Origin of the sequence: Microbispora sp. H10830, from assembly GCF_014161375.1 — a bacterium.
GTDB classification, from domain to species: Bacteria; Actinomycetota; Actinomycetes; order Streptosporangiales; family Streptosporangiaceae; genus Microbispora; species Microbispora catharanthi.
This window is the reverse complement of the sequence record NZ_JABBWX010000005.1, coordinates 175,979-196,623: the sequence shown is the minus strand read 5'-3', so window position 1 is coordinate 196,623 and position 20,645 is coordinate 175,979. Positions and strand designations below refer to the sequence as shown.

Sequence of the window (20,645 nt, the reverse complement as noted above, 5' to 3'; positions counted from 1 at the left end):
CTGAAGGACTTGGGGCCGGAGCCGAAGCAGCGTCGGCTAGGACCGGAGGATCGCCTTCGCCTTGTCGAGGGCCGGGTCCTTGCCGGTGGACGCGTCCGCCGCGGTCAGCGGCGCGTAGTGGTCCGGTGGGACACCGACGCCGTCGACGATCTCGCCGTTCGCGCCGATGACGTGCTGCGACGGCAGTCGGATCAGGGTGTTGTCGTCGAGCGCGTACAGGTGGGCGGGACCGGAGTTGACTCCCGCCGTGCGGGTGCCCACGAGGGTGCCCAGGTGAAGGTCCTTGACGCCCGTCGCGAACATCTCACACGCGGAGGCGCAGCCGTCGTCGGTGAGGGTGACCATGGGCAGGTGCAGCAAGGGGGTGTTGTCGTTGACGGGCTGGGGGTCGCAGGTGCCGCCGGCGTCGCAGAAGGAGACGGCCGCGGCGCCGTGGACGAACGCGCCCATCAGTGTGTTGCCCTCTTCCCCGACTCCGCCGTGGTTGCCGCGCAGGTCGAAGATGACGCCGGTGAGCTTGGTGGTCGCCTGGAGGCCGGCGATCGCCTTGAGGGCTTCCTGGGCGACGCCCGGGTAGAAGGCGTCGAAGCGGATGTCGGCGATGCTGCCGGCCACCAGGGTGGCGGTCACGTGCGGCTGAGGTTGCGCGGGCAGCGGTCCGGGGGTGACGCGCACGTGCAGGGTCCGGCCGGTGGCGGGCCGTCGTACGGTGAGGGTCACCGGGGTGCGCCGGGGGTACGCCGGATGGAGCGAGTCCACGACTCCCGGGTTGAGCAGGCCGTTGGTGAAGACCGGGACGCCGTTCACCGTCTCGATGACGTCTCCGGGCCTGAGCTTGGCCTTGGCGGCGGGGGTGCCGGTGCCGACCGTGGTGAGGAAGAGCGGCCCGGTGAAGTCCGGGGCGGTCTCGGCCGGGGGGAGGAGCCTGTTCAGGCCGATGCCCAGGCCCCACGGGTGGGCGCCCTGCGGGGCACCCGGATCGCCGGGGGAGTAACCGGCGTGGTTGTCATGCAGGGCGGCGAACATCCCCTGGATCGCGGCTCCGGCGAGCGAGGAGCGCAGCCCCTGGTCGTCCGGCACCGCGTCCAGCACCTCCTGGAGCCGCCGGCTGAAGAGCTGCCAGTCCTTGTCGCGGTCGCCCGTCAGCGCCGGCAGTACGGCGCCCGGCCGGTCGACACCGCGCTTGCGGAGCTCCCGGACGACGGCCTGGAAGGCGTATTGAAGCAGCGGGCGGTCGTCGAGCCGGGCACCGCCGTAGTAGTTGTCGAAGATGCAGCGGTACACCTGCTCCACCGTGCTGACGGAGGTCGGGGCCGGGTCCTGCGCGGGCGGCTGGGGTTTGGCCGGGTCGTACGGTACGCAGGCCGCCGGCCTGTCGGCATGCTGCGCGGCCGTCGACGGGCTGGCGGACGCGGTCAGGCCGGTGACGAGAACGCTGCCGGCGACTACGGCGATTCCGGTCGCGGCCAGCGCGCGCCGCTGCCGGGACAGCCCGATGCGGCGGTTGCCGGCCCTGCGGCCGGCCGATGGGGCTTCGGCGGACGAGGGTTCCGCCGGTGTGTTGTTCATGCGGAGTGCTCCTGAACTCGCGTCGATCGTGCCGTGGACGTCGCCGCGGTCGGTGCGGCGGCGATGACGGACGTTCTACGCGACGGGCGGTTTCACGGCGGTTGCGTCGCCGCTACGGGAAAGCCGACCGTGACGACCAGGCCGCCCTCGGGTCGTGGAACGACGGTGAGGCCGGCGTCGTGGGCGGATGCGATGGCCGAGACGATGGACAGGCCCAGGCCGAACCCCTGGGACGACCCGCGGCGGCCGGTACGGGCCGGGCCGAGGCGCTGGAAGGGCAGGAGGATCCGCTCGACGGCGTCCGCGGGCACGACGGGGCCGGTGTTGGCGACCGTGAGGACGGCGCGTCCGGCCTGAGTACCGGTGGTGACGTCCACCTCCCCGCCGGGCACGTTGTAGCGGATCGCGTTGTCCAGCAGATTGGCTACCAGCCGTTCGGCGAGCGCCCGGTGGCCCGAGGAGACGGCCGCGCCGGTCGAGGGGCGCAGGGTCACCTGCCGCTCGTGCGCCGCGGTCGCCCGCGCGGCCACGGCTTCCCCGACGAGCCGGGCCAGGTCGAAGGGGTGGCGCTCGTCGAGGCCCGTGTGACCGCGGGCCAGGGTGAGCAGCGCTTCGATGAGCCGTTCCTGTTGCTGTCCGGCGGCGAGTATCCGTTCGTGGGCCGTACGCAGGGACTCGAGGGTCGGTTCCGGGTCGGCCAGGGCGACCTGGCCCAGCACGCGCTGGCGGGCCAGCGGCGTACGCAGCTCATGGGAGGCGTTGGCGACGAACTGCCGCTGCGCCTGGAAGGAACCTTCGAGCCGGGCCAGCAGCGCGTCGAACGTGTCGCTCAGCTCCCGCAGTTCGTCCCGCGGGCCGGCCAGGGCCAGCCGCCGGTGCAGGCTGGTCGCCGAGATGTCCCGTGCACTGGAGGTGATGGTCCGCAGCGGGCGCAGGACACGGCCGGCCACGACCCAGCCCAGCAGCACGGACGCCAGTGACATCAGGCCCAGGGCGATCCCCGACTGGACCAGCAGGGTGTGCAGCATGGCGGACTTCTGGTGGGCCACGGTCTGTTGCACGTTCCTCTGCACGGCCGCCATCACGGCGTCCGTAGCTTCGCCGTCGGGCGGCCCCCAGTTTCCGGGTGCCTGGCCCGCCGGCGTGCTCGAACTGGGGCTGGCAACCGTCACCGCCAGCTTCACGACGGCGGGCGGACGGTCGACGGCGCCGACCACCAGACCGTACGTGACCGCGAGCAGCGCGGCGCCGGACACCAGGAACAGCCCGCCGTACAAGGCGGTCAGCCGCAGCCGTACGGTGCGGCGGGGCAGGCTCGCGCGCACGATCAGGCCGGTGAGCCGGCGCAGAGCGGCGGGCACGATGTCGCGGGCGGCGGCGAGGCCGTGGGCGGGCATGTGAACGTGGCGACCTTTCGGCTGGATCCTGCGCTCTGCTCGGTCGGACGGCCCGCCGGCGTAGGCAACCGCGGGCAGGCCCGGGAGGACCGTGCGGGAGACCGCCGGACGCGACCGCTCGTACGGGCCCGGCCGCTTCGCCCGCACAATCTCTCAGATCCGGTAACCGCTCCTGGCCACCGTCTCGATGACCGGCGGCGCCCCGAGCTTGGCCCGCAGACGGCTGACGGTGATCTTAACGGCGCTGGTGAAGGGGTCGGCGGCCTCGTCCCAGACCCGTTCGAGCAGTTCCTCGGCGGAGACGGCACGGCCCCCGGCGGCGAGGAGCAGTTCGAGGACGCCGAATTCCTTGGGAGTGAGGGCCAGCGGCCGGCCGGCCCGTACGGCGGTGCGCCGGGCGCTGTCGACCAGGAGGTCGCCGTGGCGGAACACCGGCGGTACGGCGGGGTGCGCGCGGCGGGACAGGGCGGCGATCCGGGCGACGAGGACGGGGAAGTCGAAAGGCTTCGGGAGATAGTCGTCGGCGCCCAGGCCCAGCCCGTCCACGATGTCGTCGGCCGTGCCCGCGGCGGTGAGCATCAGTATGCGGCTGCGGCATCCGGCGGCGATCAGCGCCGCGCAGACCTCGTCACCGTGCGTCCCGGGCAGGTCCCGGTCCAGGACGACCACGTCGTACGCCTCGCCGCCGGAGCCCAGCCGTTCCAGCGCCTCCGTACCGTCGAACGCCACGTCGACGGCCATCTGCGCGCGGCGCAGGCCCACCGCGACGACCTGTGCCATCTCCTCGTCGTCCTCGACGATGAGCACGCGCATCCCAGTGGCACCCCCTCTCCTGTCGTCGTCTCAGTGTCCCGCGGCCTCACCGGGCCGGCTCCAGCGCGGGCCGGCTGTCTACGCGCTCAGCGCCCGTGCCAGAGCCGGGTGGATCCGCCCCGGTTCGATCGTCGTGATCGAGTAGGTCGCGACGCCGTTCACGACGAACGGGTCCTCGGCGCTGATTCGCTCGATGGTCTCGCGGTCCACGCCGCACGCCACGATGGCACCGCCCCGTGACGACGGCACCGTCTGCCCCGAGACCAGGAAGAGGCCGTCCGCGTGGTGCCGTTCGAGATATCCGACGTGATCGCGGACGAAGGGAGCGGCCTCTTCCTCGGAGCCCGTGTAGGTGACGATCAGCACGTGCAGCATGCCGCCATTCAAGCAGCCCGGCCGGCCAGGAGGCGGGTCGTGATGTCCGCCAGGCGTTCGCCCTGGTAGCGGGCGGCTGCGAGGGTCTCCTCGGACGGGGTGCCCGCGCCGCCCCGGTGGGCGGTGCCGTACGGGTTGCCGCCCGCGGGGTACACCACCGGGTCGGTGTAACCGGGCGAGACGATGATCGAACCCCAGTGGTGGAAGGTGTTGTAGAGGGCGAGGATCGTCGACTCGTTGCCGCCGTTGGCGTTGTGAGCGCTGGCGAAACCGGTGGCGGGCTTGTTGGCCATGACGCCCTGCTGCCAGATGCCGCCCGTGGTGTCGATGAACTGCTTGAGCTGTGAGGCGATGTTGCCGAAACGGGTCGGCGAGCCGAAGGCGTAGGCGTCCGCCCAGATCAGATCGTCCAGCGTGGCGACCTCGACGTCTTTGGCGGCCTCGACGTGTTCGCGCCAGGCCGGGTTGGCGTCGATGGCGGAGTCCGGTGCCAGTTCGGGGACCCGGCGCAGCCGGACCTCGGCACCGGCCTTCTCCGCGCCCTCGGCGACCGCCTTGGCGAGCTGGTGGACGTTGCCGGTGGCCGAGTAGTAGATGACCGCGATCTTGGCACTCATGATGACGTCTCCTCCGAATGACGACGATCAACCGGATAGTTATCCGGTTCGATGGCAGTAAATCGGATAACAATCCGGTTTGCAAGCAAGGGGTTCGGATCTCTGGTCCGGTAGCCTCGGGACATGCCCCGCACCGAGCTTCCCGTCGCCGGACAGGCCCTGCCGGAGCGCGCGGACGCCGCCCGGAACCGGCGGAAGATCCTCGACGTGACCGCTCGCCTGATCGCGGAGCAGGGCCCGGAAGCCGTCACCATGAACGCCGTGGCGCACGCCGCGGGGATGGGCGTCGGCACCGTCTACCGCCGGTTCGGTGACGTGAGCCGCCTTCTGTTCGCGGTGCTCGACGACGGCGAGCAGCGCTTCCAGGAAGCCTTCATGACCGGTCCGCCGCCCCTTGGCCCCGGCGCTCCGCCTGCCGAACGGCTGCGCGCCTTCCTCCACACGGTCGCCGACCGGATCATCGAGCAGGGCGAAATCATGCGGGCGGCGGAGGCCGCCTCACCGGGAGCGCGCTACCAGAGCGGCGCCTATCTCACCATGCATACGCATGTGTCCGTGCTGCTGCGCGAGATGAGGCCCGAATCGGACCCCACGGTCCTGGCCCACTTGCTGCTCGCGCCGTTCGTGCCGAGCCTGTTCGAGCACCTCACTGCCGAACGCGGCCTGACGGGGGACCAGATCAAGGCCGGCGTCGACAGCCTGCTCGGGTTCTAGCGATGGCCGCCCGCCTCACCGAGATGACCGCGGCGTGACGACCCAGACGCCCGTGCCGTACATCGCCAGCCCGAGCGCGGCGAAGGCGGCGGCGACGGGGTAGCGCAGCCCGGGCGGCATGTATGTGGCCAGGAACCAGCTGTGGCGCAGCATGCCGCCGGCCACGAAGACGGCGGCGACGATGCCCTGGGGGACCAGCGGGATGGCGCCGAAGCCGAAGCACCACCAGGCGACCGTCTTCTGCGTCTTGGACAGCTGCTCGAAGCGGGACTTCACCGTCGTCCGCGGCTTGCGGCCGGTCCGCATCACGTCGAGCAGTTCCGAACCGTGCGACCGCAGCCGCCGCTCGGTGAGCAGGCCGAAGCCCCAGTAACACAGCACGCCGGTCACGACGCCGACGGCCACGCCGGCCCAGCCGTACCGGAGCGCCGCCAGCGCCGCGGGTGCGCCCGTGAGCAGCACCAGCGCCAGCATCAGATAGGCCAGCCCGGTCAGGCCGCCGTCGTCCTCACTGGTACGCAGCGGGTTACCCGCGCGGCGATGCGGGTCGGTGCCGGGCACCAGCCCGTACACCGAGACCAGCGGCACCAGCCCGGCCGCGCCGCCCAGCAGGGCGGGCAGCAGTGCCAGGATCAGGGGCCACGGTCCACCGGTGACCGCGGTGAACGCCACGGTCAGCACGATCGCCACCGGCGCGTGTGCCGACAGCCAGGCCAGCTGTCTGCCGCGTACGTCGCTCGCGCTCGGTGTCAGCAGCGTCAGCCACAGTGCGGTGCCGTCGGTGCCGTACAGGTTGGCGGTCATGGCCGCGGCCATGACGATGAAGATCGGACCCGCGTACGGCAGCATGCCGTCCCAACCGAGGATCAGCGGGCTGGCCGCGAAGCAGACGCCGTACGACAACGCGAAGGTCAGCTGGTGGTTGCGCACCAGGTCGCGGGACCAGGTGCGCAGCTCCTTGGCGACGATCGCGCCGTTGGCGGTCGCCGCCCGCATCGGGCGCCTGCCCCGCGTGGAGGGTCGCGCGGCGCCCGCACGCCTGCTGAGCAGCGCGGCCCACGTGCCCAGGAGCAGCAGCACCAGGAGGGCCAGCGCTCCAAGCGCCCACCACTCGCCCCGGACGGCCAGCAGGCCCCACCCGGAGGGCAGGTACCAGACCGCGGCGGGCACGCCGGTCTGGCCGAAGACCACGAAGAAGACCCAGATCTGGCCGAGCGCCGCCAGTATCGCGCCGTTGAGCACACCCGAGGCGATCGCACCCGGCCGGGTGCGCAGCGCCAGCCCGACCACCGCCACGGAGACCTTCGACAGCAGCACGAAAACGGCCAGCTGCAGCACCATCGCCGGCACGGCCACCAGGGTGTTGGCGACGCCGAGCCGGACCCCCGCGACCAGCAGCCCGAGCAGGGCGGTCAGGCTCACCAGCGGCGCCACGCCGACGAAGGCCGAGACCAGCAGTCCGGCCGCCAGCCGGCGCGGGGGCAGGCCGAGCAGCGAGAAGTACTCCGGACGCAGCGTCTCGTCGCCGCCGCCCATGAAGATCGGGCCGAGTATCCAGCCCAGCAGCCAGACCGCATATCCGGCAGCCGGCAGGTCCGGATCGGTGAAGGCCAGATAGACCGTTCCCGCCGCGAGCAGCGCGCCGAGCGCCGCGCCCGTTCCCGCGGTCTGCGCCCGCGTGCCATGGAAGGCGTGGCGCAGCATCGCGACCTTCATCCGGGCCATGGTCAGCGCGACAGCCACGACAGCTCCTTGACTCCGCTGTCCCGTTCGCCGACGAGTTCGACGAAGGTCTCCTCCAGCGAGCGCGCGCCGCGCACCTCGTCCAGCGTGCCGGCCGCGGCCACCGTGCCCCTGTCGATCACCGCGACGTGGTCGCACAACTGCTCGACCAGAGCCATGACGTGGCTGGACAGCACGATCGAGCCGCCGCCCGCGACGAAGCCGCGCAGGATCGTCTTGATCGTGGCGGCGGACACCGGATCGACCGCTTCGAACGGTTCGTCCAGCACCAGCAGCCGCGGCGCGTGCAGCAGTGCGGTGGCCAGCCCGATCTTCTTGCGCATGCCGGTCGAGTACTCGATGACCAGCGTCTTTTCCGCGCCGTCCAGCTCCAGCACGGCCAGCAGGTCCTCGGCCCGTCGTGCCACCACCTCCTTGTCCAGGCCCCGCAGCAGGCCCAGGTAGGTGAGCACCTCGCGCCCCGTCAGCCGCTCGGGCATGGCCAGCCCGTCGGGCAGCACCCCGACCATGGCCTTGGCCCGCTCCGGGGCGGACCAGACGTCCTCGCCGAAGATCCTGGCGCTGCCGTCGTCGGGTCGCAGCAGGCCGACGGCCATGGACAGGGTGGTGGTCTTGCCGGCGCCGTTCTGGCCGACGAGTCCGAAGAAGGAGCCCGGGGGGACGCTGAGGTCGATGGCGTCGACGGCGAGCTTGCCGCCGAATCGCTTGGTCAGCCGGCTGATCTCCAGCGCCGGGGTCATGAGGTTCTCCTCGTGGCGAGAGAAAAGACGGTGGACAGCTCGGCGGCCAGGGCGCGGAGGTCGAGGTCGGGGTCGTTCAGCAGGTGACCTGGAACGGCGTCGACGGCGCCGCGAATGGCGATCGCCATCGGCCGTAGCGGGAAGTCCCGGAACTCACCGGTGTGCTGTCCCCAGGCCAGCACCTTCTCGATGTCGGTGAGCGCGGTTTCCTGTTGCTTGGCGTACGGGCCGTCGCGGTCGTGGGTGATGATCTCGACGAGCGCCAGCAGGGGTTCGCGGTGCAGGCGCATGAACTCGAGGTTCGTCTCGAAATACACGCGCAGCGCGTCGGCGGCGGTCGTCTGCGCCAGGATGCGCGGCACCATCAGGTCGGTGGCGAGCTTCACCACGTGGGCGACGACAGCGTCGATCAGTTCGTCCTTGCCGCCGAAGTGGTACGAGATGAGTCCAGGAGTGATCTTCGCGAGTTCGGCGATCTTCGCCATCGACGCCTGCCGGTAGCCGAGCGTCGCGAGGGCCCTGATGGTGCAGTCGATGATCTGCGCCCGCCGGGCGTCCTCGGTGAACGTCCGCTCTCCTGATGCCACGTTCAGGATCCTAAACGCTCATTCAAAAGCTCCACAAGATCTACTGACAGAAGGGCGCCTGCGGCGGGGCCGGCTTCGGCTCCCCGCCGCAGGCGTACACGAGCCCCGGCGTCAGGCGGGGGCGTCGAGGCGGGCGACCTGCTCGTCGTCGAGCTTGACGTCGACGAGCAGCTCTTCGAGCTGGGCGACCGAACTGACGCCGACGATCGGGACGATGTCCTGCGCCCGCAGCCAGGCGAGCACGACCTGGTTGCGCGTCACGCCGAGCTCGCCGGCCACCTCGTCCAGCACCGCCAGCCGCCTGGTGGTGCCCGGGTGGTCGTAGTGCTCGGGCAGCGGCTTGCCGGCGTACGCGCCCGCCAGCAGAGAGGTGTAGACCCACAGCGTCAGGTCGCCCTCGGAACGCACGTAGTCGAGCAGCTCCTCGGTGACCAGGGTGTGCCCGCCCTCGGGCAGCCGTACGCCGGGCCGGGGGCGGAGGTAGGAGTGGCGCAGCTGCACGTGGCCATACCGGGTGCCGCCACGGGCCGCCGCCAGTGAGCGGGCCCGCTCCAGCCGCCACACCGCGTGGTTGCTCGCGCCCACCTCCTTGGCCTTGCCGGCGAGCACCAGTTCGTCGAAGACGGCGACCGTCTCCTCCAGCGGCGTGGACCTGTCGTCGATGTGGGCCCAGTACACGTCCACGTGATCGGTGCCGAGCCGCCGCAGGCTGCCCTCGACCGCGGCCCGGACCACACCGGCGGACAGGCCCTCGGCGGCGTCGAGCGTACGGGCGCCGGGCGTGGACGGGCGGGCGCCGCACTTGGTGCTGATCACCACCTGGTCCCGGTTGCGCCGGGAGGCGAGCCACCGGCCGATGGTGGCCTCGCTCTCGTCCCCGGTCGCGCCCTCAAGCCAGAACGGATAGTTGTTGGCCGTGTCGAGGATCGTTCCGCCGCCTTCGACGAAGCGGTCGAGGATGGCGAAGGAGGTCGCCTCGTCCACGGTGGTCCCGAAGGGGATCGTCCCCAGAGCGATTCTCATGCCGACCACCTTGCCGCCTGGAGCGCACTCCAGCACAAGCGGCTTTCACCGGCGGCGGGTGAGGGCCTTGCGGCCGCGCGCCACGATGGTCTCGACGTCCGTCAGGTCGCTCATGTCGTGGGCTCTCGCCAGCGCCTCCTTCGCCGCGTCGTAGGCGTCCAGGACCGCGTTCCAGTCCACGTCGCCGGTCCGGTCCGTCAGGCCGTCGATCTCCTCGCCCAACCGGGTCACGTTCTCCTCCTGCGCGCGTCTGGCGTCCTCGAACCGGACCGCTCTCTCGGCGGCCTGCGCCCTGGCGGCTCTCCTCCGCCGCACCCTTGCCGTGGTCAGCCCGACGACGATCCAGAGACCGAGCAGGCCGGCGATGCCGAAGAAGACCAGCCAGCCGACGGACATGCGGCTGGAGGACCCCGACAGGTCGATGTCCTCGGCGAAGTCCTGCTTCAGCCCGGTGACCTCGGCGCCTTCGAAGGTGGCGCCCCGCAGTTCGGCGTCGCTGAGGTCGGCGTCGGTCAAGGTGGCCTTGCGGAAGACCGCGTCGCGGTACCTGCCGCTGTGGAGGTACGCCCGGTCCATCCTGGCGCCGGTGAAGTCGGCCTGGTCGGCCGTGACGCTGATCAGCTCCGCGTCACGGAGGTCGGCGCCGACCAGCTTGGCCTGCGTCAGGCCGGCGCTGCCGAGCGCCGCGTCCGACAGGTCGGCCCGCGACAGGTCGGCCCCCACGAGATCGGCGCTGCCGAGCTTGGCGCGCCGAAGCCGTGCGCCCCGCAGGTCGGCGCCCTTGGCGGAGCGGAGGCTCGCCCCGACGGCGGAGACGTCACGGAGGATCGCCCGGTTCAGCTTGACCCCCGTCAGGTCGACGCCGTCCAGCTTGGCTCCGGTCAGGTCGGCGCAGCTCAGATCGTCGGGGAAGTCCGTGACCGCGGTGAGGTCCCAGCCCCGGTAGTCCTGACCGCTGCCGGGCTCGCACGACGGGTCCGGCGCCGGCAGGAACCTGGGCACACCCCTGCTCCCGGCCAGCCGGGCGTCCCTGACATCCCGCAGGTCGGCCCCGGTGAGGTCGGCCCCCCTGAAGTCCGCGCCGGTCATCACCGACTCGTACAGCTGCGCGCCGCTGAGATCCGCCTGCCGCAGGACGGTCCTGATGAAGGTGGCGCCGTAGAGCCTGGCCTTCGCCGCCCTGACCCGTCTGAGATCGGCCCGGCGCATGTCCGCGCCGTAGGCGGCGGCGTCGGTCAGATCGACGCCGACCAGTTTCGCGTCGTCGAACTGCGCGTCGTACGTCTTGGCCCGCGCCATCGTGGCCCCGCTCAGGTCGGCCCCCTCGAAATGCGCGTAGTAGGGCGAGGAGTCGTCCATCGTCGCCTCGCGCAGGTCGCTGCCGCGCAGGTCGGCGTAGTACAGCTCGGCCTCGGACAGGTCGGCCTCGCGCAGCCTGGCCCCGGCCATCTGGGCGTACCCGAGGTGGGCCCCCTTGAGCGAGGCACCGGTCAGATCGGCCCCGACGAGCACGCTCCGCACGGTCAGGCCGTCCAGTTTGGCGCCCCTGAGGTCCGCGCAGGACAGGTCGGCGGGCAGCGTCATCCGGGTGAGGTCCCTGCCGGCGAGATGAGGGCCGCTGCGGGGACGGCAGGGGAGGTGGTCGCCGGGCGTCGCCGCGGCGGCCGGGGTCATCGGAATCGACAGCAGAACCGCGGCGGAAAGGGTCACCAAACCGGCGATCGAGCGGGGGTTGCCGGGCATTTCTCACTGGCTCCATCGGGGACGCCGCCCGGACGCTCCCTGGGGAGACACGGGCACCGGATCGTATGTGGCATGACCCGTTATAAATCCGCGAGTTGCGATCCACTTGCGAAACACCTACAGAAACGACCCACCTGTACGCGAAGCCTTCATGTGGACGAGATGCGATGTGACAGGATCAATGACGTGGGCGTGTACACACCTGGACAGGTCGTCGAGGAGACCGGGTTCAGCCTCGACACTCTTCGGTACTACGAACGGATCGGGCTGCTGGAGCCGGTCGACCGTAACGCGGCGGGCCAGCGGCGGTTCAGCGAGGACGACGTGAGCTGGCTCGGCATGATCCGCTGCCTGCGCGACACCGGTATGCCGATCGCGGAGATGCTGCGCTTCGCCCAGCTCGTACGGCAGGGCGAGCACACCATCGAGGACAGGATCGCGCTGCTGGCGGAGCACGACCGGAAGGTCGAGGCCCAGATCGCCGACCTGCGCCAGAAGCAGAGCGGGATCCAGCGGAAGATCCAGTACTACAAGGACGTGCTCACCATGCGCGACATGCTCCCCGGCTGCGAGCAGGCCTCCTGACACGTACACCTGCCCGGCCCGCTCGTGAGCAGGCCGGGCACGTGGGTCAGGCCGTGCGATAGGCCTCCGCCTGGAGGTTGTAGAGGTCGGCGTAGAGGCCGTCGAGGGCGATCAGCTCCTCGTGCGTGCCGTGCTCGCGGACCTTGCCGTGGTCGAGCACGTAGATGCGGTCGGCGTAGCGGACGCTGGCGAGGCGGTGGGTGATGAGCAGCACGGTCCGGCCGTCGGCGTGCCGCCGGATCCGCTCGAACAACGCGTGCTCCGCCCTGGCGTCGAGGGCGGCCGTGGGCTCGTCGCAGATGAGCAGGGGTGCGTCCCGATAGAACCCGCGGGCCACCGCGATGCGCTGCCACTGCCCGCCCGACAGCTCCTGGCCGTTCTTGAACCGGCGGTCGAGCAGCGTGCGGTAGCCGTACGGAAGCTCGGCGATGACCTGGTCGGCGCCGGCGACCTCGGCGGCGCGGACCACCTCGCTCTCGCCCTTCTCCATGCCCATCGTGATGTTGTGGCGGGCGGTCAGCGGCCACCGCGTGTGGTCCTGGGCGATGACCGCGATCCTGCGGCGCAGGCTGTCCGGATCGACCTCGGCCAGGTCGACGTCGTCCCACCGGACACGGCCGCCGTCCGGCTCGTACAGCCCGGCGAGGATCTTGGCGAGGGTCGTCTTGCCCGACCCGTTCTCGCCGACGAGGGCCACGACCTCCCCGCGCTCGATGCGGACCGACACCCCGCGCAGGGCGGGGGCCGGCGCGGCGGGATAGGAGAAGGTGACCTCCTCGACCGTGATGCGGCCGAAGTCGTCGGCGGCCGTCCGCTCGCGGGCGGGCGGGATGCGGCTCTCGGCGTGCGCGATGAAGTCCAGGAAGTCGGTGAAGTAGAGGCCCTCCTCGTAGAGCCGGTTCGTCGCGTACATGAAGTTCGAGAGCGAGGTCTGGCCGGACCGGATGGCCAGCACCGCGGTGCCGGCCACAGCGAGGGGCACCGCGCCCGCCGCGAGCAGCAGGCCGAGGGCGACGTAGACCGCGCCCTGCCCCAGACCGCCCAGGGCCTCGCCGAGGACGCGGGCGACGGTCTGCCGTCGCGCGAGGTCGAGCATGACCCGCTGCTCGCCCCGGGCGACCGCGTCGAACATCCGCAACAGGAAGCCGCGCATGGTGAACGTGCGGACCTCGGCCGCGGTGTCCTTGTCCGCCAGCAGTTCCTCGATGATCCACTTGCGTCGTCTGGCCGGGACGAGCACCAGGGCCGTCGTGTAGCGCATCCTGGCGGCCCGGACGGCCGCCCAGGCATCGGGGACGACCGCGAGCAGGAGCAGGGGCAGCAGCACGGGGTGCAGCACGCCCAGCACGCCCGCCGCGGCCACGATGCCGACCAGGCCCGACAGCGTGTCGATGGCCGTGCTCACGACCATCTCGGCCATCTGCATGCCGCGCATGCGGGCCCGCTGCAGCGCGTCGTGGAACTCGGGATCGTCGAAGCAGACGAGGTCGACCCGGCTGGTCAGCGTGTAAAGGCGCTCTTCCGTGATCCGGCTGACCTGCGGTTCGAGCCGGGACTGGGCCCAACCGGCCCCCGCTTGCAGGGCCGTGCGCGCGGTGGCGGCCAGGCCCACGAGCAGCAGGCTGGGCAGCGCGGCCCGGACCCGCTCCGGGGTGGGGCCCGCCTGGAACAGCGCGGTGAGCACGCCCGTCGTGGCGAGCAGGCCGAAGGCGGTGAAGACGCCGCCGAGTGTGCTCAGCGTGACCGTGGCCACGGTGTCGCGGGAACTCGCCTCCCAGGCGATGCCCAGCGCCTGCCGGATCAGCCGGGGCAGCCGCCGCGCGACCGTGAGGAAGCCGAGCCCCGCCATCGTGCCGTAGTGTCGCGCCCATTGCGGAGACTCGACGTCCGCCATGTCCGGCAGGTCGTCCTCCGACAGATGATCTGGTCCCCCCTGTTGTGTGACCGTCATGCCTGCAGTGTGAGCGCCCGCGCCGACAATTTCCCGGGCCCCGGTCGCGGCGATCGCTTTGACGCACGCCCCTAACACCGTGCCAGGGCCCGTATACAGAGACGTTATCGGCACAAACTTGACGGCGTGCCGGTGGAAGTGGGTTGATTGGGCCTGCTGACAACGTTGTCAGCCATATGTGTCTTCGGGGGCCCGAAATCCTCGTGAAAAGCCTGAAAGGAATGTTGCGATGAGACGACGGTGGATGGCGGCCGTCGCGGTCTCTGTTGCAGGTCTGCTCACTCTTTCCGCCTGTGGTGGCGGTGACAAGCAGGAGAGCGGAGGCGGTCAGGCCGCGAAGAAGGTCGAGGTCTTCTCGTGGTGGACGGGTCCCGGTGAGGCCGACGGCCTCAAGGCGATGCGTGAGATCTTCGCCAAGCAGAACCCGAACTTCGAGTTCTTCGACGCCGCGGTGGCGGGCGGCTCGGGCGACCAGGCCCGCGCGCTGCTGTCCAGCAAGCTGCAGGCCAACCAGCCCCCGGACACCTTCCAGGGCCACGCCGGCGCCGAGCTTCAGGGCTACATCAAGAGCGGCAAGCTGGAGTCGCTGAACTTCCTGTACGACGAGCTGAAGCTCAAGGAGGTCTTCCCGCAGCAGCTCATCGACCAGATCTCGGTGCAGGGCCAGGTGTACTCCGTGCCGGTGAACATCCACCGGTCGAACGTCCTGTGGTTCAACCCCTCGGTCCTCAAGAAGGCCGGCATCGACGGCGCGCCGAAGACGGTCGAGGAGTTCATCACCGACCTCGACAAGGTCAAGAAGTCCGGGAAGATCCCGCTGTCGATCGGCTCGCAGTGGACCCTGGTGCACCTGCTCGAGTCCGTGCTGCTCGGCTCGCTCGGCACCGACGCCTACAACGCCCTGTGGGCGGCCAACGCCGACTGGTCCAACGCGAACGTGACCAAGGCGCTGGAGAACTTCAAGACCATCCTGTCGTACGCGGGCAGCCCGCAGGACGACTGGCAGCCGGCGGCCAAGCAGGTCGCCGACGGCGAGGCGGCCTTCAACATCATGGGCGACTGGGCCTACGGCTACTTCCACAACCCGCCGGAGGGTGGTCTCGGCAAGGAGTCGCACAAGGACTTCGACTGGGCCGCGTCGCCGGGCACGGACGGCACCTTCATGTGGCTGTCGGACAGCTTCACCCTGCCGAAGGGCGCGCCCAACCGCGACGGCGCGATCGCGTGGCTGAAGGTGGCCGCCAGCAAGGAGGGCCAGGACGCGTTCAACCCGCTGAAGGGCTCGATTCCGGCCCGCAAGGACGCCGACCAGTCCCTCTACAAGGACTACCTGTCCTGGGACCTGGAGCAGTGGTCGAGCGACAAGCTGGCCGGCTCGATCCAGCACGGCGTGGTCGCCAACGACCAGTGGCGTCAGGCGATCACCGACGCGGTCGGCCTGTTCCAGCAGGACAAGGACGTCGCCAAGTTCCAGCAGGCGCTGGTCGCGGCGGCCAAGAACAGCGGCCAGTGAGCTGATCTCCTCGTACGGCCCACGCCCCTGTCCGGCAACGGCGAGGCGTGGGCCGTACTTGATCTTCTGAGAGGTACAAGTGACGCGGGTGCGCAGATGGCTGCCCGGGCTACTCCTGGTGTCGCCGTCGATCATCCTCATCGCGGTCTTTGTGTACGGCCTGCTGGGCTGGAACTTCAAGCTCGCCATGACCGACAAGCACGACGAGATCGCGGAGATCCCCGGCAACTTCGTCGGGCTGGAGAACTTCACCGGCATCTGGAGCGAGGAGCGCTGGGGCCTGTCGGTCCGGCACGCGATCGTCTTCACCGTGGTCTTCGTCGGCGGCGCGCTCGTCCTCGGCTGGCTCCTCGCCTTCCTGATGGAGAAGGGCATCCGGGCGGAGAGCGGCTTCCGCGCCGTCTACCTGTTCCCGATGGCCGTCTCCTTCATCGCCACCGGCGTGGTCTGGCGGTGGCTGATGAACAGTGCGACGGGTGAGCAGGCGGTGGGGCTCAACCGGCTCTTCCACTACGTGGGGCTCGACTTCCTGCAGTGGCAGTGGTTCCGCGACCCCGACTGGGGCATGGCCGCCATGGCGATCCCGGCGATCTGGCAGATGTCCGGATACATCATGGCGTTGTTCCTCGCCGGGTTCCGGGGCGTGCCGGAAGAGCTGCGCGAGGCCGCCCGGGTGGACGGCTGCAGCGAATGGGGGGTCTACCGGCATGTGGTGCTGCCGATGCTGCGCCCGGTGACGCTGTCCGCGCTGATCATCCTCGGCCACATCTCGCTCAAGGTCTTCGACCTCGTCGTCGCGGTGTCGGGCAAGCAGATCATCACCGACGTGCCCGCGACGTTCATGTGGACGGCGGTCTACGACTCCCACGACCCGGCGAAGGGCGCGACGATCGCGTCCTACATCGTGCTGTCCGTCGCCGTCTTCGTCGTGCCCTACCTGATCTGGGACGCCCGTAAGGGGAAGCGCTCATGACCGCGCAAGCCGCCGAGAAGGCCCCGCGCACGGCGCCCGCCGCCCCGGTCCGCGACAAGGGCCGGGCCGGCACGTGGGTGCGGCTCGTCCTGCTGCTGCTGTTCGTCCTGGTCTTCCTGATCCCGGTCTACGTGCTGCTGGTCACGAGCTTCAAGCCGCTGACCGAGGCCGACCCCACGCAGGCGTGGAACCTCCCCAAGGTGTGGACGACCGAGGCGTGGAGCGTCGCCTGGGAGAAGCTCGAACCCGGCATCGTCAACAGCTTCCTGCTCGCGGTCCCCGGTTCGCTGATCTCCGCCGCCCTCGGGGCGCTGAACGGGTACGTGCTGTCCAAGTGGCGCTTCCCCGGCGCCGACGTGCTGTTCACGCTGTTCCTGTTCGGCATGTTCATCCCTTACCAGGGCGTGATGATCCCGCTGGTGCAGCTCATGGTGAACGTGGGCGACACCCTCGGCGTGCAGCTGTACGGCGGCATCCCGGGCCTGGTCCTCGCCCATGTGGTGTACGGCATCCCGATCTGCACGCTGATCTTCCGCAACTACTACGTCACGATCCCCGACGAGCTCATCGAGGCGTCCCGCGTCGACGGCGCGGGGATGCTGCGGACGCTCTGGTCGATCGTGCTGCCGGTCTCCGGCCCGGCGTTCGCCGTGGTGATCATCTGGCAGTTCACCTCGATGTGGAACGACTTCCTGTTCGCGGTCTTCCTCACCGGGCCGAGCTCCTGGCCGACCACGGTCATGCTGAACAACATCGCGGGCGCCGTGACGACGCCGTACAGCCAGCAGATGGCGGCGGCGATCCTGGCGTCCATCCCCACGATGGTCATCTACGTGCTGCTCGGCAGGTTCTTCATGCGTGGTCTCATGGCGGGCGCGCTCAAGGGCTGAGTCTCAAGGGCCGAGTCTCAAGGGCTGAGTCTCAAGGGCCGAGTCTCAGGAGTCGAGCCGGCCGGACACCAGCGCGTCCCCGAGAGGGGTGCGCCGGTAGAGGACCTGCCGTCCGACCCGGGTGCCGGCGACCAGCCCGGCCGCGCGCAGCGCGGTCAGGTGGCCGCCGGCCGTGCCGAGCGCCAGTCCGAGGCGGGCGGCGAGCTGCGTGGTGGTCGCCGGAGTCTCCAGCTCGGCCAGGATCCGGGCCCGGGACCCGCCGACCAGCCCGGCGAGCGCCGCCGCGCCGCCCGCCCGCGGCTGCGCCGCCGCCACCCCCCGCGCCGGATACACCAGCGCGTACGGCCACGCCTCGTCGAGGTAGGCGATCACCTTGCGGACGAAGAGACTGGGCAGGAACAGCAGGCCGCGGCCGCCGAGCCGGTGCCGCTCGTCCCGGCCGCCGGAGGCCGCCACCTCGATGAGGGCCGATGCCGGTCGCCAGCGGACCCGCGGGCCGAGGTCGTCGAGAGCCGCCGCCCAGCCGTACGTCGCCAGCCGCCCGGCCCGCTGGATCACGTCGCGCTCCAGGATCGCGTGGAAGCGGGGCCACTGCGGTGCGACCAGCTCCGTCCAGGTGCGCTCCAGCCCGTCGGCCAGGAACGCGACCACGCGGTCGTCCGCCAGGATCTCCATGACGTCGGCGGGCGGGGGCGGCCGGCCGTCCAGCGACATCGCGATCTCGGTCCGCGCCCGCTCCAGGGGGGTGGCCCGCATCGCCGCGATCTCCTCGGCGAAGGCGACGTTGATCCCCGTGGGCGGCGGCGCGATGAAGTCGGCGATGTAGGCCCCCTGGCGGAACAGCGCGACCATCGCCCGCGCCCCCGGGCTGCCGGCCTGCAGCCGGGCGAACCGGGGGCGCGCCGTCGCGGCCCAGGACGCGTGCGCGCCCGCCTCCAGCCGCCCCGACAGCATCCACATCGCGTGCATGGTCTCGTTGAGCGGGGAGATCGCGAAACGGCTGGCCGCGACGTCCTGCGGGCTCACCTCGATCCGGTACACGCGCTCACCCTTCGGCCATTTCCGAAACGTTAGCGCGGCCGGAGGCGGCGGGCCGAGCATGGGCGCCGGGAGGTGGGCCGTGACCGTGGCCGCGAACCAGGAGAGATCGACCTTCCGGGCGTGCTTCGCCGTCCCGGAGTTCCGCGTGCTCTTCGGGAGCCAGCTACTGCTGGTCCTGGGCGACACCGTGAAGATGCTCGCGTTCTCCGTGCTGGTCTTCGCGCGCACGGGGTCACCCGGGCTGGCCGCGCTGGCGTACATGATCGGGTTCCTGCCGCAGGTGGCGGGCGGGATGTTCCTGCTCGCGCTCGCCGACCGGTGGCGCCCGCGGGCCCTCATGGTCGCGGGCGACCTTCTGCGCGTGGCCACATGTCTCGTCCTCGGCTTCGGGGACCTGCCGATCGGGGCCATGCTCGCGCTGGTGTTCGCGGCGGGCGTGCCCACACCCCTGTTCTCGGCCGCGCGCACCGCCGTGCTGCCCGACGTGCTGGCGGGGGACGCGTACGTGCTCGGCCGCGCCCTGTTCACCACGACCTCGGCGGGGGCGCAGGTCGCCGGGCTGGCCGTCGGCGGGGGTCTGCTCGCCGTGACCGGCCCGCACAGAGCGCTGCTGATCACCGCCGCGCTCTCGCTGGGCAGCGCGGCGCTGACCGGGTTCGGGCTGCGCGACCGCCCGGCGCGTTCCGCACGCCAGGCGGGGGCCGTACGGACGACGCTGCGGGTCAACCGGGCGCTGCTGGCCGACCGCGCCGTCCGGGGACTGCTGCTGGCCGGGTGGCTGCCGCCGATGCTCTCGGTCGGCGCGGAGGCCGTCTACGTGCCCTACCTCACGGGTGAGGGATCGGCGTGGGGCGCGGGAGTCGTGCTGGCCGCCGCGGCGGCGGGCATGGGCGTGGGGGAGTTCGCCGTCGGCAGGTTCGCCCCGCCCGCCGCGCGCGGACGGCTGACCCTCCCGCTGGCGCTCCTGCTGGGCGTGCCCCTGCTCGGGTTCGTCGTCCGCCCGGGGGTGGTCGTGGCGGCGGCACTCGCCGCCCTGGCCGCGGCGGGGCTCGCCTACAACCTGGGGCTCCAGCGACGGTTCCTCGACGCGGTTCCCGAGGCCGCGCGCGGGCAGGCGTTCGGCCTGCAGACGTCCGGTTCGATGACGGCCCAGGCGCTGGGCGCCGCCGCCGCGGGCGCCCTCGCCGAACTCGTGCCCGCCCATCTCGCCATCGCGCTGTCGGGCTGCGGCGTGATCGCCGTCGTGCTCGCGCTGCGGAGTGATCTGCGGGGTGATCTGCGCGGCGCCCTGTCGTCCCGCATCAGCCCGCCGTACGGTCCCGGAGGGGCAGGGGAGGGCGCTCGCCCGAGCCCCGCGGAACCAGCCGCGTAGCCAGTTCGATCCTGCTGGTCGGCTCCTCGTCTCCGGACAGGCGCATGAACAGCAGGTCGGCGGCCGTGCGGCCGAGCCGGGCGGGATCCTGCGCCACCACGGTGATGCCCAGCAGGTCGGCCAGTTCGAAGTCGTCGAATCCCACCAGCGCGAGGCCGCCCGCGGCGCCCGCGTCGGCGGCGCCCGTGAGCGACGCCAGCGCCCGCAGGATCTCCACGGTGGTGCGGCCGTTGCCGGCCAGCAACGCGGTCGGAGGGTCGGACACCGTGAGCAGACGGGTCAGGTCGGCCCGCATCCGCGCCGGGTCCGGAGGCCCCATGACCACCAGGCCCTCGTCGTACGGCAGGCCGGCGGCGGCCAGCGCCTGCCGGTAACCGCGCAGCCGTTCGGCGGCCGTGAAGATCCCGGGGGAGTCGCCGAGGAAGGCGATGCGACGATGGCCGTGCGCGATCAGGTGGGCCGTGCCGGTCCGGCCCCCGCCCGCGTTGTCGCACAGGACGGTGTCCGCCTCGCACCCCGCGCCCGGCGGCCGGTCGGCGAAGACCGCCTTGATCCCGGCCTCGAACTCGGGCGCGAGGTAACCGTGGTCGCTCCCCGCCGGCACGATGATCAGCCCGTCCACGCGGCGGGCGCAGAAGGCGAGCACGAGATCGCGCTCGCGTGCCGCGTCCTCCCGGGACGACCCGGTGAACAGCAGATAGCCGTGGTGCAGCGCAGCGTCCTCCACGGCGCGGCTGAGGCTGGAGTAGAAGGCGTCGGCCACGTCCTCGATCACCAGGCCGATGCTCGCCGTGCGGCCCCGGCGCAGGATGCGCGCGCTGTCGTTGCGTCGGTAGCCGAGCCGCTCGATCGCCGCCTGCACGCGGCTAGCGGTCGCGGCGTTGACGCCTGGCTCGCTGTTGACGACGCGGGAGACGGTCTTGAGCGCCACACCGGCCGCGGCGGCCACGTCGTTCATGGTCGGACGGCCGCGTCTCGTCTCTCCCACGCAGGGATCAT

General features: G+C 71.3%; 19 protein-coding genes. 6 read left to right on the top strand and 13 right to left on the bottom strand.

Features of this window, described 5'->3' with window-relative positions:
* Positions 1-36: 36 nt before the first annotated feature.
* The 5 genes from HHX35_RS15695 to wrbA form a co-directional block, all read right to left on the bottom strand.
* Positions 37-1,569: a S41 family peptidase gene (locus HHX35_RS15695; protein WP_182899553.1), complete on the bottom strand. Its 1,533-nt coding sequence runs from the start codon at positions 1,567-1,569 to the stop codon at positions 37-39.
* A 92-nt stretch (positions 1,570-1,661) separates the two neighbouring features.
* Positions 1,662-2,966, bottom strand: coding sequence for a HAMP domain-containing sensor histidine kinase (locus HHX35_RS15690; RefSeq protein ID WP_182899552.1), 1,305 nt, complete (start codon positions 2,964-2,966; stop codon positions 1,662-1,664).
* Between the two features lie 153 nt (positions 2,967-3,119).
* Positions 3,120-3,779, bottom strand: coding sequence for a response regulator transcription factor (locus tag HHX35_RS15685; protein ID WP_182899551.1), 660 nt, complete (start codon positions 3,777-3,779; stop codon positions 3,120-3,122).
* Between the two features lie 78 nt (positions 3,780-3,857).
* The gene (locus HHX35_RS15680) at positions 3,858-4,154 is read right to left on the bottom strand and encodes a YciI family protein (RefSeq protein WP_182899550.1); all 297 of its coding nucleotides are present in this window, start codon (positions 4,152-4,154) and stop codon (positions 3,858-3,860) included.
* Positions 4,155-4,162: 8 nt separating this feature from the next.
* Entirely contained in the window at positions 4,163-4,771 is a 609-nt protein-coding gene (gene wrbA, locus HHX35_RS15675) for an NAD(P)H:quinone oxidoreductase (protein ID WP_139580027.1), read from the bottom strand.
* A 123-nt stretch (positions 4,772-4,894) separates the two neighbouring features.
* Here wrbA and HHX35_RS15670 point away from each other — a divergent pair, with 123 nt between their 5' ends.
* The gene (locus tag HHX35_RS15670) at positions 4,895-5,485 is read left to right on the top strand and encodes a TetR/AcrR family transcriptional regulator (RefSeq protein ID WP_182899549.1); all 591 of its coding nucleotides are present in this window, start codon (positions 4,895-4,897) and stop codon (positions 5,483-5,485) included.
* 15 nt (positions 5,486-5,500) lie between these two features.
* On the opposite strand, the gene HHX35_RS15665 is transcribed toward HHX35_RS15670, so the two are convergent.
* From HHX35_RS15665 to HHX35_RS15645, 5 genes are all read right to left on the bottom strand, one after another.
* A complete protein-coding gene (locus HHX35_RS15665; RefSeq protein WP_182899548.1) occupies positions 5,501-7,228 on the bottom strand; it encodes a hypothetical protein in 1,728 nt (575 codons plus the stop codon).
* Positions 7,213-7,968, bottom strand: coding sequence for an ABC transporter ATP-binding protein (locus HHX35_RS15660; RefSeq protein ID WP_139580024.1), 756 nt, complete (start codon positions 7,966-7,968; stop codon positions 7,213-7,215). The genes HHX35_RS15665 and HHX35_RS15660 overlap by 16 nt, the downstream gene beginning before the upstream one ends.
* On the bottom strand, positions 7,965-8,555 hold the full coding sequence (locus tag HHX35_RS15655) for a TetR/AcrR family transcriptional regulator (RefSeq protein ID WP_161628183.1): 591 nt from the start codon (positions 8,553-8,555) through the stop codon (positions 7,965-7,967). The genes HHX35_RS15660 and HHX35_RS15655 overlap by 4 nt, the downstream gene beginning before the upstream one ends.
* Before the next feature lie 111 nt (positions 8,556-8,666).
* Complete coding sequence (locus HHX35_RS15650; RefSeq protein WP_182899547.1) at positions 8,667-9,578, bottom strand: aldo/keto reductase; 912 nt, start codon at positions 9,576-9,578, stop codon at positions 8,667-8,669.
* Between the two features lie 45 nt (positions 9,579-9,623).
* The gene (locus HHX35_RS15645) at positions 9,624-11,321 is read right to left on the bottom strand and encodes a pentapeptide repeat-containing protein (protein ID WP_182899546.1); all 1,698 of its coding nucleotides are present in this window, start codon (positions 11,319-11,321) and stop codon (positions 9,624-9,626) included.
* A gap of 186 nt (positions 11,322-11,507) precedes the next feature.
* Between HHX35_RS15645 and HHX35_RS15640 the strand changes: the two genes are divergently transcribed.
* Positions 11,508-11,906 (top strand): MerR family transcriptional regulator, encoded by a 399-nt coding sequence (locus tag HHX35_RS15640; protein ID WP_240809433.1) that lies wholly within the window; start codon positions 11,508-11,510, stop codon positions 11,904-11,906.
* Positions 11,907-11,952: 46 nt separating this feature from the next.
* Here the strand turns inward: HHX35_RS15640 and HHX35_RS15635 are convergent, their stop codons facing one another.
* Positions 11,953-13,857, bottom strand: coding sequence for an ABC transporter ATP-binding protein (locus HHX35_RS15635; RefSeq protein ID WP_182899544.1), 1,905 nt, complete (start codon positions 13,855-13,857; stop codon positions 11,953-11,955).
* 229 nt (positions 13,858-14,086) lie between these two features.
* Between HHX35_RS15635 and HHX35_RS15630 the strand changes: the two genes are divergently transcribed.
* From HHX35_RS15630 to HHX35_RS15620, 3 genes are all read left to right on the top strand, one after another.
* The gene (locus tag HHX35_RS15630; RefSeq protein ID WP_182899543.1) at positions 14,087-15,370 is read left to right on the top strand and encodes an ABC transporter substrate-binding protein; all 1,284 of its coding nucleotides are present in this window, start codon (positions 14,087-14,089) and stop codon (positions 15,368-15,370) included.
* Positions 15,371-15,458: 88 nt separating this feature from the next.
* Positions 15,459-16,343: a sugar ABC transporter permease gene (locus tag HHX35_RS15625; protein ID WP_310739115.1), complete on the top strand. Its 885-nt coding sequence runs from the start codon at positions 15,459-15,461 to the stop codon at positions 16,341-16,343.
* Positions 16,340-17,233 carry a carbohydrate ABC transporter permease gene (locus HHX35_RS15620; protein ID WP_139580017.1) on the top strand — a complete coding sequence of 298 codons (894 nt, stop codon included), beginning with the start codon at positions 16,340-16,342 and terminating at the stop codon, positions 17,231-17,233. The genes HHX35_RS15625 and HHX35_RS15620 overlap by 4 nt, the downstream gene beginning before the upstream one ends.
* A 45-nt stretch (positions 17,234-17,278) precedes the next feature.
* On the opposite strand, the gene HHX35_RS44625 is transcribed toward HHX35_RS15620, so the two are convergent.
* The gene (locus HHX35_RS44625) at positions 17,279-18,274 is read right to left on the bottom strand and encodes a winged helix-turn-helix domain-containing protein (protein WP_310739114.1); all 996 of its coding nucleotides are present in this window, start codon (positions 18,272-18,274) and stop codon (positions 17,279-17,281) included.
* Between the two features lie 79 nt (positions 18,275-18,353).
* Here HHX35_RS44625 and HHX35_RS15610 point away from each other — a divergent pair, with 79 nt between their 5' ends.
* A complete protein-coding gene (locus HHX35_RS15610; RefSeq protein WP_310739113.1) occupies positions 18,354-19,646 on the top strand; it encodes an MFS transporter in 1,293 nt (430 codons plus the stop codon).
* Here the strand turns inward: HHX35_RS15610 and HHX35_RS15605 are convergent.
* On the bottom strand, positions 19,576-20,634 hold the full coding sequence (locus HHX35_RS15605; protein WP_310739112.1) for a LacI family DNA-binding transcriptional regulator: 1,059 nt from the start codon (positions 20,632-20,634) through the stop codon (positions 19,576-19,578). The two genes, HHX35_RS15610 and HHX35_RS15605, sit on opposite strands and share 71 nt — an antisense overlap.
* Positions 20,635-20,645 lie beyond the last annotated feature (11 nt).

Bases quoted from the DNA above. Each gene is read 5' to 3' on its own strand.
- HHX35_RS15690 (WP_182899552.1), bottom strand. From the start codon at position 2,966: ATGCCCGCCCACGGCCTCGCCGCCGCCCGCGACATCGTGCCCGCCGCT.
- HHX35_RS15685 (WP_182899551.1), bottom strand. From the start codon at position 3,779: ATGCGCGTGCTCATCGTCGAGGACGACGAGGAGATGGCACAGGTCGTC.
- HHX35_RS15670 (WP_182899549.1), top strand. From the start codon at position 4,895: ATGCCCCGCACCGAGCTTCCCGTCGCCGGACAGGCCCTGCCGGAGCGC.
- HHX35_RS15620 (WP_139580017.1), top strand. From the start codon at position 16,340: ATGACCGCGCAAGCCGCCGAGAAGGCCCCGCGCACGGCGCCCGCCGCC.
- HHX35_RS15660 (WP_139580024.1), bottom strand. From the start codon at position 7,968: ATGACCCCGGCGCTGGAGATCAGCCGGCTGACCAAGCGATTCGGCGGC.
- wrbA (WP_139580027.1), bottom strand. From the start codon at position 4,771: ATGAGTGCCAAGATCGCGGTCATCTACTACTCGGCCACCGGCAACGTC.
- HHX35_RS15650 (WP_182899547.1), bottom strand. From the start codon at position 9,578: ATGAGAATCGCTCTGGGGACGATCCCCTTCGGGACCACCGTGGACGAG.
- HHX35_RS15680 (WP_182899550.1), bottom strand. From the start codon at position 4,154: ATGCTGCACGTGCTGATCGTCACCTACACGGGCTCCGAGGAAGAGGCC.
- HHX35_RS15645 (WP_182899546.1), bottom strand. From the start codon at position 11,321: ATGCCCGGCAACCCCCGCTCGATCGCCGGTTTGGTGACCCTTTCCGCC.
- HHX35_RS15630 (WP_182899543.1), top strand. From the start codon at position 14,087: ATGAGACGACGGTGGATGGCGGCCGTCGCGGTCTCTGTTGCAGGTCTG.
- HHX35_RS15635 (WP_182899544.1), bottom strand. From the start codon at position 13,857: ATGACGGTCACACAACAGGGGGGACCAGATCATCTGTCGGAGGACGAC.
- HHX35_RS15695 (WP_182899553.1), bottom strand. From the start codon at position 1,569: ATGAACAACACACCGGCGGAACCCTCGTCCGCCGAAGCCCCATCGGCC.